Annotated in this window: 15 protein-coding genes and 1 CRISPR repeat array; of the genes, 4 read left to right on the top strand and 11 right to left on the bottom strand. The window is 33.9% G+C overall.

What is annotated here, in order from left to right:
- Nucleotides 1-4: 4 nt before the first annotated feature.
- From J3U09_RS05390 to tmk, 3 genes are read right to left on the bottom strand one after another with little or no spacing between them, the layout of a single operon-like run.
- Nucleotides 5-1,405: an MBOAT family O-acyltransferase gene (locus tag J3U09_RS05390; protein WP_267357437.1), complete on the bottom strand. Its 1,401-nt coding sequence runs from the start codon at nt 1,403-1,405 to the stop codon at nt 5-7.
- 58 nt (nt 1,406-1,463) lie between these two features.
- Nucleotides 1,464-2,453 carry a DNA polymerase III subunit delta' gene (holB, locus tag J3U09_RS05385; RefSeq protein ID WP_065562476.1) on the bottom strand — a complete coding sequence of 330 codons (990 nt, stop codon included), beginning with the start codon at nt 2,451-2,453 and terminating at the stop codon, nt 1,464-1,466.
- 11 nt (nt 2,454-2,464) lie between these two features.
- A complete protein-coding gene (gene tmk, locus J3U09_RS05380) occupies nt 2,465-3,091 on the bottom strand; it encodes a dTMP kinase (RefSeq protein WP_267357435.1) in 627 nt (208 codons plus the stop codon).
- Nucleotides 3,092-3,585: 494 nt separating this feature from the next.
- Here tmk and J3U09_RS05375 point away from each other — a divergent pair, with 494 nt between their 5' ends.
- Together J3U09_RS05375 and J3U09_RS05370 are read left to right on the top strand one after the other, a co-directional pair.
- Nucleotides 3,586-4,056: a hypothetical protein gene (locus tag J3U09_RS05375; protein WP_267357433.1), complete on the top strand. Its 471-nt coding sequence runs from the start codon at nt 3,586-3,588 to the stop codon at nt 4,054-4,056.
- Nucleotides 4,057-4,155: 99 nt separating this feature from the next.
- Complete coding sequence (locus J3U09_RS05370; protein WP_267357431.1) at nt 4,156-4,686, top strand: hypothetical protein; 531 nt, start codon at nt 4,156-4,158, stop codon at nt 4,684-4,686.
- Nucleotides 4,687-4,770: 84 nt separating this feature from the next.
- Nucleotides 4,771-5,838: a CRISPR direct-repeat array (repeat unit 29 nt; unit sequence CGGTTTATCCCTGTGTATACAGGGAACTC).
- Between the two features lie 84 nt (nt 5,839-5,922).
- Here J3U09_RS05370 and cas2e read toward each other — a convergent pair.
- From cas2e to casA, 7 genes are read right to left on the bottom strand one after another with little or no spacing between them, the layout of a single operon-like run.
- Nucleotides 5,923-6,216 carry a type I-E CRISPR-associated endoribonuclease Cas2e gene (gene cas2e, locus J3U09_RS05365; protein ID WP_220225192.1) on the bottom strand — a complete coding sequence of 98 codons (294 nt, stop codon included), beginning with the start codon at nt 6,214-6,216 and terminating at the stop codon, nt 5,923-5,925.
- Nucleotides 6,217-6,218: 2 nt separating this feature from the next.
- Entirely contained in the window at nt 6,219-7,136 is a 918-nt protein-coding gene (gene cas1e / locus J3U09_RS05360) for a type I-E CRISPR-associated endonuclease Cas1e (RefSeq protein ID WP_220225193.1), read from the bottom strand.
- Nucleotides 7,137-7,146: 10 nt separating this feature from the next.
- On the bottom strand, nt 7,147-7,818 hold the full coding sequence (gene cas6e, locus J3U09_RS05355; protein ID WP_220225194.1) for a type I-E CRISPR-associated protein Cas6/Cse3/CasE: 672 nt from the start codon (nt 7,816-7,818) through the stop codon (nt 7,147-7,149).
- Nucleotides 7,819-8,541 (bottom strand): type I-E CRISPR-associated protein Cas5/CasD, encoded by a 723-nt coding sequence (cas5e, locus tag J3U09_RS05350; protein WP_267357429.1) that lies wholly within the window; start codon nt 8,539-8,541, stop codon nt 7,819-7,821. It lies immediately after the preceding gene.
- Between the two features lie 12 nt (nt 8,542-8,553).
- The gene (gene cas7e / locus J3U09_RS05345) at nt 8,554-9,669 is read right to left on the bottom strand and encodes a type I-E CRISPR-associated protein Cas7/Cse4/CasC (protein WP_267357428.1); all 1,116 of its coding nucleotides are present in this window, start codon (nt 9,667-9,669) and stop codon (nt 8,554-8,556) included.
- Between the two features lie 5 nt (nt 9,670-9,674).
- Nucleotides 9,675-10,292 carry a type I-E CRISPR-associated protein Cse2/CasB gene (gene casB, locus J3U09_RS05340; protein ID WP_267357426.1) on the bottom strand — a complete coding sequence of 206 codons (618 nt, stop codon included), beginning with the start codon at nt 10,290-10,292 and terminating at the stop codon, nt 9,675-9,677.
- Between the two features lie 26 nt (nt 10,293-10,318).
- Nucleotides 10,319-11,866, bottom strand: coding sequence for a type I-E CRISPR-associated protein Cse1/CasA (gene casA, locus J3U09_RS05335; protein WP_267357424.1), 1,548 nt, complete (start codon nt 11,864-11,866; stop codon nt 10,319-10,321).
- Nucleotides 11,867-12,146: 280 nt separating this feature from the next.
- On the opposite strand from casA, the gene J3U09_RS05330 reads away from it, so the two are divergent.
- Entirely contained in the window at nt 12,147-12,578 is a 432-nt protein-coding gene (locus tag J3U09_RS05330) for a hypothetical protein (RefSeq protein ID WP_267357422.1), read from the top strand.
- Nucleotides 12,579-12,592: 14 nt separating this feature from the next.
- On the top strand, nt 12,593-12,949 hold the full coding sequence (gene frdD, locus J3U09_RS05325) for a fumarate reductase subunit FrdD (RefSeq protein WP_220225200.1): 357 nt from the start codon (nt 12,593-12,595) through the stop codon (nt 12,947-12,949).
- Nucleotides 12,950-13,012: 63 nt separating this feature from the next.
- Here the strand turns inward: frdD and J3U09_RS05320 are convergent, their stop codons facing one another.
- Nucleotides 13,013-13,873, bottom strand: a complete 861-nt coding sequence (locus J3U09_RS05320; RefSeq protein ID WP_267357420.1) for a hypothetical protein — start codon at nt 13,871-13,873, stop codon at nt 13,013-13,015.
- Nucleotides 13,874-13,900 lie beyond the last annotated feature (27 nt).

Raw genomic sequence — 13,900 nt, 5'->3', positions numbered from 1 at the left:
ATAATCAAAAATTAGCATAAATAAAATTTGGCACTCCAGATGGTGCAAAATAGATAGTTAGCCATAATATAAATATAAAAATGATAGGCAAATAAATCCTATTTATTTTGCTAAGTTGTAAAGAGCACCAATCAGGAATATTTTTAAATAATGGGTATAACAAAAATATGACACATATACTTAGAAATACCTCAATATAATGTGACTCAATTAAAAAGTTATGACCTAGAGCCGTCAAATAATCTAATGCGTCAGGTAAGCTTACACAATAAAAAAATAACCAAGTAAAACAGATATAATGCCAAGTAATTAATCTAGCAATAATTGGGGAACGTTGAGTAATCCAGCTTCTTCCCATATAACAATCTAATATATTAAGAACAATAATCCCCAAACCATGACATCCACCCCAAATAACAAAATTAATCCCAGCTCCATGCCATAAACCTGACAATAACATAGCTGACATAACATTAATTTGAGTGCGAATAAAACCACGACGATTGCCACCAAGAGGGATATAAATATAATCGCGGATCCAATGAGATAAACTAATATGCCAACGTTCCCAAAATTCGCGGACATTACAGGCTAAATAAGGAAAGTTGAAGTTGATAGGAAGTCGAAAACCTAATAATAAAGCAATACCTGTAACAAGGTCGGTATAACCAGAAAAATTCAGGTAAATTTGTATAGCATAACCGTATAAGCCTACCAATAAATCAAGAGTACTGTATTCTAATGGATTTGAAAAAATCGGAGTTATCCAGTTTTCGCTAATTAATCCACCTAAACAATAAACTTTTATCACGGACAGAATAATTAACGTAAATGCCCGAAAGGGTTCTAAAATCTCTCTAGGTTGACTAACCACAATTTGTGGAATAAATGTTTTTGCTCGATTAATTGGACCCGCAATTATACAAGGAAAAAAGGATAAAAATAAGGCAAAATCCCAGAATTTAGCAACAGGTAATTCTTTCTTTTTTATCGAAACTAAATAGCTTACCGAGTGGAACGTATAAAAGGAGATGCCTATTGGAATAAAAATGGTTATTGCTGGCAATAATATAGATAAATTTAGATAGTTAAGCAATGACTGTAATTCATATCGAAAAAAATCAAAATATTTGAACAATGCTAAATTGATTATTGCGGCACTTAATCCTAAAACCAGCCATATTTTTGCGTGTTGTTTAGACGTTGCAATCATTATTGAAAAGAAATATATCACGCAAGTGTAGCTAAAAAGGATAACAGCAAATTGAACACTATAACTAGCAACAACAAGGTAACTTGAAATCAAAAGTAAATTATTTTGGAATTTTGGTAATAATCTAAAAGCCCAATATATAGCAAAGAGAACTACAAAAATTAGACCAAACTCAATTGATAAATAACTCACTGCAATCCTTTCATATGTAAATCTACTATTGACCTAAAATTTTATTATTCTATAAAGTCTATTTCTGATACCCAATTAATTGTGATTGAGCAAGAACATTATAGACAATCAACTCCCTATTTAACCCATTTATCGATAACAAGTTTTTTGCCTTTAACCACAGTTGATAAAGCGAAATAATTTCATCATTACTTTTTGTGGCAAGTAGCCTAACTAACGGAACCTGATCACGATTCACAATATATCGACCAACTTTCTGTTTAGCTTTTAACGCATCACCTAGCAATGCACAAAACCAAGTGATACGCTCAAAAAATTCCTCATGATTAAATGTCTTTGCTAATTGCCAAAAATTGTTTTGTGGCAAGACATTTAACAAGTTTTCACAAAATAATTTTCGTTGTTGCCAATTTTCGGGTTGCAACAGAAGAGCTGCATTTAGTGGCGCATTTTCACTCAATAACAGAGCAGTGGCAAGCTCATTATCACTGTATAAATCATTATGTATCTTTTTTAACCAATTAATAGATTCTTCTATTTTGGGTATTTTTAAAAAATAACAAAAACAACGGCTATGAATTGTAGGTAAAAATTGACTATTATGGTTATCACTTAAAATAAAATAGGTATTTTCTGGAGGTTCTTCTAACGTTTTAAGCAATGCATTTGCAGCGGCTTCTGTCATAAAAGCAGCATGTCTAATCCAGATGACCTTATTACCGCCCTGTTGGGATTTTTCATAGATTTTTGTAGAAATATTCCGTATTTGATCAATACCAATCGATTGTTTTCCCTGTTCATTTGTTATTTGGTAATAATCAGGATGATGTTGAGATAAAAATAACTGACAACTATGACATTTACCGCATGGTTCCAACTGTTTTGAAGATTGACAGAGTAATCGATTAGCTATTAAGTTGATTAATTCTTCTTCGCCACTACCTTGAATATAATTGATTAACAAAGCATGATGAGCACGATGATTAACAATCGTTTCTGCTAACTGTTCAAAAGGTAATTTAAGCCATGGATATTCGTTGAAAATCATAAAATCGAAACCTAATTTGTTAACCATGAATTTAATGTTGTTTCAATTTGAGCTGTCACTTCTGTAATTGATTTTGATGCATCAATAGTAATGATAGTGTTATCATTTTCAGCTAACTCTAAATAACGCTGACGAATTCGCTCAAAAAAAGGTAGTGATTGTTGTTCAATACGATCAAGTTGCCCTCGAGATCTGGCCCTCATCAATCCAAGTTCTGGTGAAATATCTAAATACAACGTTAAGTCTGGTTTAAAATTACCTAAAACCTGAGAGTGTAGTGTTTCGATAAAAACTCTGTCTAACTCTCGTCCGCCACCTTGATAAGCTTGAGTAGATAAATCATGTCGATCACCAATGACCCATTTCCCCATTTTCAGTGCAGGCTTAATCACGTTATCAACTAATTGAATACGCGCAGCATATAACATAAGTAATTCAGCTTTATCAGTTAATGGCTCATTATCTAAACCATTTTTAATAATATTACGCAATGCTTCAGCAATCGGTGTACCACCCGGTTCACGAGTAAATTGCAAATCGCAAATATGATGTTGATTCAAAACACGCGCAACAGTATGTATGGCTGTCGTTTTACCGGCGCCTTCCAAACCTTCGATGACAATAAATTTGCCTGTCATACTTATTTCCTAAACTAATTAAGCTGATGAACGAGTAAACATTGCGCTATTGTACGCTATTTTTACCAATTATTTTAGTTCGTATCGTAAATACCTTGTTAATAGTTATCAAATATGAGTACTTTTTAATATACCGACATAGTAGAACATCCTGTTTACTTATTAGCGATTCGTTTATAAGATCGAAATAAATCAAAATAAAAATAGTTTGATGTTGTTCATTAATAGGAAAATCATTGAGTATATGAACTTTGTATTTATCGCCTTCTAAAAAAGCGATATCGATTGGTATTTTTCACTCACTTATCATTTGTTTAGTAAACAATTCATAGTATTATGAATTAGTATTTAACACTGTGTTGCTAGAGAAAATAAAGTTTTTAGATTATAAAATCATTAGGCGGATTTCCAACCATACCTGAACAAGAATATAAAACAAAATTAATCCGGAATGCCAAAGAATGAAAAAAATACTCCTACTATTAGTTGCATTTATGTCAATAGTAACATTAACCAGTTGCAACAAAACACCCTTAGAAAAAGTAGCCGAATATATAGAACAAAATCACCCTAAAATTATAAAACTCTCTGATTATACTAATTTTAAATGGGATGAAGCATGGTTAATCTATGGAAATGTTGGTGTAAGTTATTTAAACTTCATGAGAGATCAAAATATTAATGTGGAAAGAATAGATGATACCATCAAAATGTGGAAGGAATTTTCAAATACTATAGTGTACATATATAATAAAAAAGTTGTTTATTACGAATTCCCTCCGGATAATAGGGATGGCGAGATTTTTGGTTTTGCCGAGCCATTTTCACTTTTAGATTTTAATTTAGAAAGAGGACAAATTATAGTTCTTTCAAGTAATAATTCTGAGTGTGAAGTAAAAGGCAAAACATTAATCCCCATTAAGCCAATTAAGATCTATGAAAATATGGATAAAAAACTGAAATAAACTGCTAACAAATTGTTTTAAACAATTTAGAGGTTAAACAAAAAGATATAGCTTGGTTTAAGACCATACCTAAAGCAAAAGAATATTAAGAAATAAAAAATGAATAAAATAATAATACTATCAGTAATAACATTCATATCAATAGTAACATTAACCAGTTGCAACAGTGAAAGACCTTTAGAAAAAGCATTAAAAGATATAGAAGAAAATCACCCTCAAACTATAACCTTATCTGATTATACTAATTTTAAATGGGATGAAGCATGGTTAATCTATGGCAATATTAGCGGACGTTATATTACATTAATGCGGGAACAAAATATTAATGTTAAGAAAGTAGAATTTTCTGATAAAAATCCTGATTTTGGAAAATATCAAGAGCATTCTGATGCTGTAGTGTATGTATATAATAAAAAAGTAGTTTATTACGAATTCCCTCCGGATAACAGGGACAGGGAATTTTCTCCTTTAGGTTTTGTAGAGCCATTTCCACTTTTAGAGTTTAACTTAGAAAGAGGTCAGATAATAGTTGTTTCCAGTAATAATTCTGAGTTTGAAGTAAAAGGCAAAACATTAATCCCCATTAAGCCAATTAAGATCTATGAAAACATGGATAAAAAATTGAAATGATCCCTAATGCATTAACAATTCTAGATATTCTGAAAATTTCAAATTCTATAATTTTTATAAATTGAGTTTTTATGATATAGATAATAGTTTATCCCTGTGCATACAGGGAACTCTAAATAAAGCGCTGTTTTCTCGTAGCCTAGCGCGGTTTATCCCTGTGTATACAGGGAACTCAATTAGAGATGAAGTCGCAAGTATGGAACATCCGGTTTATCCCTGTGTATACAGGGAACTCTTAGTTCGCATAATCTGCCGTTATGCTAAATTCGGTTTATCCCTGTGTATACAGGGAACTCTTTTGTTGCGTTACAGAGTGTTACTAAATCATCGGTTTATCCCTGTGTATACAGGGAACTCTTTTGTCAACTCGGCATCATCGATTAAAAGTGCGGTTTATCCCTGTGTATACAGGGAACTCGAAAATTGACATTAATATCTTTCTGGACGCCGTCGGTTTATCCCTGTGTATACAGGGAACTCCATTGAATCAACAGAATCAGAGAAATCTAACGCGGTTTATCCCTGTGTATACAGGGAACTCGCAATCATCCGTTTTCATCGCCATTCCCTTACCGGTTTATCCCTGTGTATACAGGGAACTCTAGTGTTATTGGGAGCAGAGTCCAGAGGCAAACGGTTTATCCCTGTGTATACAGGGAACTCGTCAGCAAAAGATAATCCCAGCTCCCTGCCTGCGGTTTATCCCTGTGTATACAGGGAACTCGCGGCTTGCGTAGGGGCTTGCGGACTTTTGCACGGTTTATCCCTGTGTATACAGGGAACTCTATCATCAAATGAAAAATCAAAGTACCCAAGCCGGTTTATCCCTGTGTATACAGGGAACTCTAAGTCGCCCTCCATCTCGTTAAAGACAATATCCGGTTTATCCCTGTGTATACAGGGAACTCTACTGTTTTGGATTTTGTTACTATTTTGGTAACGGTTTATCCCTGTGTATACAGGGAACTCGGTACTACTTTGTAGACCATAGTTTCTTTCGCCGGTTTATCCCTGTGTATACAGGGAACTCGGTGTACCTTTTAATTTTTTCATTTTTCTTTCCGGTTTATCCCTGTGTATACAGGGAACTCTTGTAATAATCCCAATTCACAGGAATTGTAAGCGGTTTATCCCTGTGTATACAGGGAACTCTCTAAACGTATCTATTTGTTTTATTTAAACTTATAGCGACCATAAAATTCTACCAGATTTTTTGAATTTTTAAAGAACTTTAACTTATTGATTTTCAATAGGTAAAAAAGAGACCAATCTGAGTCCATCGAGTTCTACCGGCACTCTTCTGTTGGTACCATAAGTTTGGAAGTCAAATCCAGATTCAGTATTGGTTGCCCAAGCAAGTACAACATTACCTTCTTCAGCAAGCTCGATGATTTGTTGCCAAATCATCTCCCTTACCGGTCTGGAAATATCGCCTATGTAAACACCGGCTCTGATTTCTAATAACCATATAGCTAAGCGTCCTCTTAATCTAGGTGGTACATTTTCTGTAACGACAACACTCATACTCATGATTAATGGCTCCTAAAGCCACTATCGGCAAGTGATTGTGGTTCTGGTATCGCAGGTGGTGGTACATCATCTGGAGGTGGTGGAGGCTCAATCCCTCCAGCGGATAATACCTCTTCAATAAGTGGAATTAATGTCGCTAATGTTTTTTGACTTCTAAAAATTTCACGACAAGCAATACGCACTTCACGATCGGGATCAGCTCTATTTTGGGCAGCAATTTCAAACGCTTTCGGAACTACCGTATCAAATTTTATAATATCAGCAATATCATAAACAAAAGATAGCGGTTTTCCGCTATGCACAAAACCGATAGCAGGCGCATAACCAGCCGCCAAAACTGCTGCTTCAGTAATACCATAGAGACAAGAAGTGGCAGCACTAATACATTGATTGACTGTATCTCCTTTTTGCCAATCTTTAGGATCATATTTACGTCCATGCCACTTAACACGATACTTTTTAGCTAATAATGCATAAGTTGCACGTACACGAGCACCTTCAACTCCTCGTAGTTGTTCAACAGAACGTCGGCTAGGAGCCGGTTCACCAAATCGTAGTTCAAACATCTTTTTAACAACTTTTAAACGAAGTTCATCATCCAAGGCTAATTTGGCTTGATAAAGTAGTTTATCCGATCGAGCACCGCCTGGTTGACCTGACGAATACATTCTGACACCAGCCTCACCCACCCATACTAACAGAGTTCCCACGGTAGCTGCTAATCTAACCGCAGCATGCGATACGCGTGTACCTGGTTCAAGCATAATACAAGCGATAGAGCCAACTGGAATGTGGGTTCTAATGCCTGTTTTATCTATTAATACAAAAGCACCATCTAAAACATCAATTTGTCCATATTGGAGAAAGATCATTGATGTTCTATTTTTTAAAGGAATAGGATTCAGTGGAATATACACCATATTAAATATCCTATTGACAGTGTTTGATTAAAAATAGCCCACAGCCAAACCCTTTGCTTTTACCAATACCTTGATAAAGTGTAGCTAAAAATAGTTTTGGATCAGTAACAGTCAATACTCCCTCAAAATCAACACTACTATAACTAATCGGTTTAAGTTCTGACTTTTTATTAAGCAGATGTTGGTTGTAACTGATAACATTACAGCAAACTGCCGAATGCTCATTTTGTTGTAATGAGAATCCACGTTTTTCACTTTGCTTAATCAACCAATCTATGGCCGCTTGATATTGCTGAGCTTTGATCTCATTAGATGATAAACTCTTCTGTTTAGCCAGATATTTAGCATTCATCATCACATCACAACGTTTCCCTTGTTTCATTACAACAGGATTGGCACGTAATAAAAAACTTAACTTCATACCTGTTGTTAATTGCGGCGCATAAAGTTTTGTGTCAACTTTAAATAACTCATGATTAACCAGTGGTGCAACTTCAGATAAAAGATAAAACTGAGTTTTTTTAGCATTAAGATCTTCATGAAATAAAAAAGAACGTTTATTTTCATCAGGAAACAGCTGCCATAACCATTGATGTATTGCATACTCACCTGCATGAAGTCTTTTTTGTTGCATCACATAAGGAAGCCGTTCAAGTTTTAGCTCCACTTTTGAAAAAAACATCTATTCGCTCCTTTTTAAATGTCCTGCATATTGATGGCGATTGATAAATTGCCAACGCTTCCTGTTAATGGGCTGATCTTGTCGAAGTTGTATTTTCATTACGTCAAAATGAGTTTCTTGATCAGCATGATCCCAATAATATTCGTTAGCATCACTATCAACTAAATACTTTAGGACAGGATCTAATTGGTGGTATTGATGATAATGTTCATTAGCGAAGACAAAAGCATCATTAAGCTCACCTTCATAAATCACCGGCGCTAATGGCAATGACAATGGAGAGTTCTTTCTGCCCACATAAAGTGGAAAGACAGGCGTTAATAATGCCTGCTTTATCTGCTCTACAGAATAAGGGGCGCTTTTTGTTTCGGTAATAATAACTTGATAATAGACATCGTTGTAATATTCACGATGAGTTACCAAATTATTAAAATCTTCCTCATCAACCTTTTTAGAATTTTTGCTTATTGCGGGTGGAAATTGAACAGTATGAAAATCATACAACCAACTTCCTTTAACAATAAAAGGGCGAGAAGCAATAAAATAATGCTGATTGAAAGCATCAATACGATCATCATCACGCCGAATACCTAATGCTGCTGCCAAAAAACCTAATACAGCTGAGCGGGAAGGAATAATATTGCTGTGGCGAACTTCGCCAACAGCTGGTTCCCCCCACGATGTGAACGGTGCATAAATCTGAAAAATAAGATGTTTTATCATCTTGACCGCTCCTTATTTTTGCGCAACAAACGTTAATGCAGCTGCAAGTGTCCCTTCTCCACTTTCAATATTGAGTTTGTAGCGATCATCCGCACATTGACCATAAACTTGATCAAACTTATCCAATTGTTGCTCTAATCGAGTTATGGCATCATTCACCATATCTTGGCTACGGATAGGATTGAAATAAGCAACAGCAAGTGAACGTGGTTGCTGAGTACCTTTTTCAATCAATAAATAAGAGGCATAAGCACGTGATGCAAAGCTATTTTGCATGCCAGTTGGCGCCACTTTTATAGCGGATTCAGTTAATGCTTTTAGTGTCTTTTCAACCAATGCTTCATCACCGTTTAAGTTATCAAGGAGCAAATCACGACTTATACAGATATAAGTATAAAACAGTGCCGACGCAAAACCACGTTCGCCTAAGTGCCCTGAACTCGCATCTTTTTCTTTATCATTTAAATCATCAACAGCAGTAAAAAAATCATCTTCGATAGAAATTGCGCTCACACTTAGCGCATGGGCAACTTGACAAGCAGCTTCAATGCTAAATTCTGTTTTACCCGCTAACATACGACCAAATAGAGCAATATCAATACTGCTATTTTCTTGACGAGTTTTAATTAATTTATTCAATTCGTCTTGGGTTGGCTCTCTTTTCTGATTAATTAATAGTGCAACTAGTCTTTCTATTTCCTGTTGTTCATTATTACTAATATGAATAAGTTGATCCATATCGAAGTTTATTTTTGCTTCTTCGGATTTTTTTTCCTTTTTTTCTGTTTTTTTATCAGTTTCATCATCTGAATTTTCTTTTTTATTTTTTTGAAAGTGTTCCCTTATTTTTATTGCACATGATTTAGCTAGCTCTTCTGATACTTCATTTTCTTTCATATGGTTATAAACCCATTCAGTAATAAATTTACGAGAACGAACACCTATATTTTCAGTTAGTGACTCAGTAAAAAAGTCTGATTTTCTCCAAGCACGCTTCAAACTTTGAGAAGAAATTCGTAAACGTTCACTATTTCCCATTTTAGCTGTTTTCGGACGACCTAAATCATCACGATTTAAATTTGAAGGTGCATAAGCAGTTAATAAATGTAATTGTAAAAATGTACTCATAATAGTTATTCCTTAATTGATTTTTCGGTCAAATAGTAATCCATTGCCCAACGAACAGAATTACGTTTAAATGGTTCCATATTATTTAATAAATTTTTTTGACGATTATTTTTCTCTTTAACCCATAAAAAGATACTATCAGCAAGTGAAAAGAGATTTACCCCACCATCACCACGCAATTTGACAGCACGAATTAAACGCCGGCAAAACTCTTCTTCTGTATCACTTGCAAGAAGTTGGTTAAAGCGCAAAGAAGACATGATGTTTCGTTCATTTTTTTTATTTTTCTCACTTAATTGAGATGCAAAAGAAGCATTTTCATTATTAGCTTTAACAAAAACGGCAACAGCAACAAAAATTGCAAGTGCTTGATGATGATTATCTGAAGCTTTTAGAAAGCTTTTTTCTTCAAATAACTGATTAGCTAACAACCAATAACCTTCTTTGAGCATTACTCCATTAGGTAAAAATGATCTTTTCAGCTCTGCTCGTAACTTTAAACCATTGTATGCTTTACCAAAGAAAAAACATTCTTGAACCTGCAACTTAGAAAACCATTTAATAATGATTGCTTTGTGATCATCATTAAGAATGAGTGTTTTTTTTATAAGATATTTTGACACGTTATTCCCCTTATACGTAATCAAAGTTATTTGCTAATTTTTAACTTTCTATTTTTCAATTTATAAAATTTATTGATTAAATTTTCTCTACCACTAATTTCTTTGCAAACTGCTTGATTAGTTTTTTTATCTTTTGAAAAATTAAAAGACTGGTCAGGATCACCAAAAGCAGCTTTATCATAAACTTGGATAAGATAATGTAATAATGTGTTTGCCCACTCTGCTAACAATGATTGCCGACCACTGGAATTATCTTTCTGTATAATTAATTGTTTTACAAACTGATAAAATGGCAATTCTGTTTCTTTCCAAAAGGCAACATCAATTAAAGTCGACTCCTTATTGATTGCCGTCATCGCTTTACGCAAAATCGGCAAGGTATCTTTACTGAGTGCTAATGCTTGTGCAATTATCTCTTTTAAATCACTGTTAGGATCCGCCAAATCGGGGTAGACAGGGAATGTGTGTTCATACCAACAACGAGCTTTCATATTGTCAAAATCGTAACCAAAACACCATAAATGATAGTATTGTTTATCTTTAAAGTTTCGATCAAGATGAGTGGTAACCACTCTAGCCGAATGCATATCATCATTGGCACTCACCATACCTAACCAATCCCGATAAATTAATCCGCCAGGTTGTCCTTTAATGGCAAGTTGATCGCCTGTCTTTTTATTTGTGCGATAGGGAGTTAGTGGATGTTGCCAATGTTGATATTGAATCCCATAATTTTTGGTTTGATATTGGGTAATTAGTTGTGTTGAATCTTCACCACAAATGCCACATTGTCCTTGCTCAGTTTGGTGAAAATCTAACTCAATACGCCGAGGCATTCCCCAAAAAGCTTGACAGAAATTAGCTTGCTCGGGAAATAAACTTAAATTTTTTGGCTTTTCACTGGTTTTCGTTGGGGCTAACCAAGGAAAGACTGATGCATCAAACTGCTGCGGTCTTTCTTCATCATCTAAGGGAATCACATTTAACCACAATTTTTTCCATAAAGGAGTAGGTTTATTCAGTTCAGGCATGATTAAAGTCGTGATAGGCCCTCCACCACGCAAACTCACTCGATGTCCTTGACCACCCGATGGGGCATTAGTTTGCAAAGTGAATAGCGCCATGACAGCACAGTGTGGGCACATCACTTTGACAAAACCACGCTTAACAAAGTGATCGGTGTTTTTTTTCAATGCATTCTCACCCGGAGCGTCAATTAATAAATTCGTTATAGGTATTTTCTTACCTTCCAATTCAGCAAAATCTTGCATAAAGGAAGGTTTAGTTGCACCAAATTGCATGGCAGTTCTGACTTGTTCAAACGCTTGCGTTAGTTGCTGTAATGAAAAACCATTATTCCAATATTTTCGCCACTCTGAATTATCTTCGGGCGATAGTGTGGTTTGCAATAAACCAATAAGAAACTGGTAAGCCGCACCTTGAAAATCGGGTCTTAAATAAGCTAAATCTGAAATTGTTTCATCAACCAGCTGACTAGGTTGAATTTTACTAAGATGACCATCGAAATGAACAACCGGTATCCATTTTTCGTCTAATAAAGATAAAGAGAACAAAATTTAATCCTTTTTTATATTATTTATCATTTAACTATACCGATTATCTGTTTAACGGTAAATTATTAATTTACAAAAATGCTTTCTTGATTTTTTTATCTTAAATCTTAATTTACATTAAACCCAACGCACTTTCTGCCTAGTGTTGATAAGTAAAAAAACGATATCATTCGTGACTTTAATTTGACGATATTAATCAGTTAGTGTTTATAATATTCAGATGAACATTGATCGCTTAAAAGATTAATTACGTGATAATCCTACCTCCATTGAGAATGTTATGATTAAAAAGAATAATGATAATTACCAATCAAATACTAAGTTAATTAATACTAACAATCAGCCTGAACATATTAATTTATCAAAAAAACAGGCGCGATTTTTTTCAATTGTTAATAAATTAACCCCTTTTTCCATGATTTGGGTAAGCTTAATATTGATGTATGGGGTTATTTGTATGTACACAAACGCAATGGGGCAAGACGAGTTTTATCGTTTTATCTTTTTCTTGCAAAAGCCTTTAGTTGTTGTCATCAATTCTATTGCTTTATTACTTGCTTTATTTCATTCAATTAATTGGTTTAGATTAATACCGAAAGTTATTTTTAAGCAAGATTCGCATAAAAAGGGTAAAGTATATTTACTTATTATTGTTTTTTGGTGTGTAACACTTTTACTTTCATATTACTTACTATTATTGATTATTAAATAAGTGGTGTTTGATTAATGAAAAAACAAGAAAATCAACCAATACGCTCTGATTCAACAGTGGCAAAAGGACTATTTGCTTTAGGTGGACTTTGGGCAGCTATTTTTGCTCCCGTGGTATTGGGTATCATTGCATTTATTATCCCTTTTGGTGATGCAATAACGCGTTCATCAATTCTTAAATTAGCCAACACCGAATTAGGCAAATTATTTTTATGCTTAATGATTTCGCTACCAATTTGGTGTGGATTACAACAGATTCTAACTTTGCTTCATCATTTCAACATACATCCAAAACGAGAAAAGCTACTAACTTTCTGTTTAGCATTCGCATGGACTGCTCATGCAATTTATATTTTATTTGTCAGAGCCTAAAGCTACTTTGATATTAATTTATTGGCGCTATCGATTACTTTTGATAACGCCATTTAAATTTGATTAATAATAGGTAATTTGTCGAACAATATTAGTCTGTTTGTTTTTTCTATTTTGTTTAGACTGACTTGCACTAAGCCAATCATTTTTTTCATTAAAAGTTAAGAAATCGGTTATATAATTTGTTGTATCTTTACCCACCATTGAATAAGCTGAATGAATGGCAATTAATCGGTTAATTTCATCAAATTGGTAAGAAAAATTACTTTCATTTTGGGTTTTATTGCTATATTGCGCTGACACTTTTGCTAATTGATGATTTTGGTAAGTAACTGAATATACCGAAGCACCTTTTTGAACAGTTCCAACTACATCTCCATTAGCATTCAACTCTTTTAGCTGCCATTGAACATTTTTATTAACTAAACAATTGTTATTATCAAACTGATAATTGTCATTCTCAATAAATGTAAAATCAGGAGCCTTCTTTATTTGTTCCGACGCAATAATACGGCCTTTTTCATCTGTTTTGAATTGAATCGTACTATTAGTTTTATCTTCAATATCTTGAATAACATTTTGCCAACCAAATTCTGTTTTTTGTAGATGCTCAGAATAAAGTTTTTCATTTTTATCAGAATAAAGGTCGTAATGACTTTCAGTAATTAAGCCATTGGAATCATAATTTAAACTATGTTTCGCAATTGAACGGATCGCACCTGTATCTGATGTGATTGTTGAAGTTCTAACTTCTTGTTTTATACCTTTAGCTTTAGAATCAATAAAATCTAATATTTTGAAGATATAATTATTTGCCTCAACTTTATTTTGCTCAAGATCATCAGAACACGTTAATGCCATGACATTTATTGAGACAAATGATACACATGAAGCAGTTAAAAATCGGAATACTCGTTTGTTCATAATTAACCTGTTGAATCTTTTAATAAA

It is taken from the genome of Gilliamella sp. B2889 (assembly GCF_026536885.1).
Classification (GTDB): domain Bacteria; phylum Pseudomonadota; class Gammaproteobacteria; order Enterobacterales; family Orbaceae; genus Gilliamella; species Gilliamella apicola_E.
Note: the sequence above shows the minus strand (reverse complement) of the source record. Positions and strands in the feature narration are given on the sequence as shown.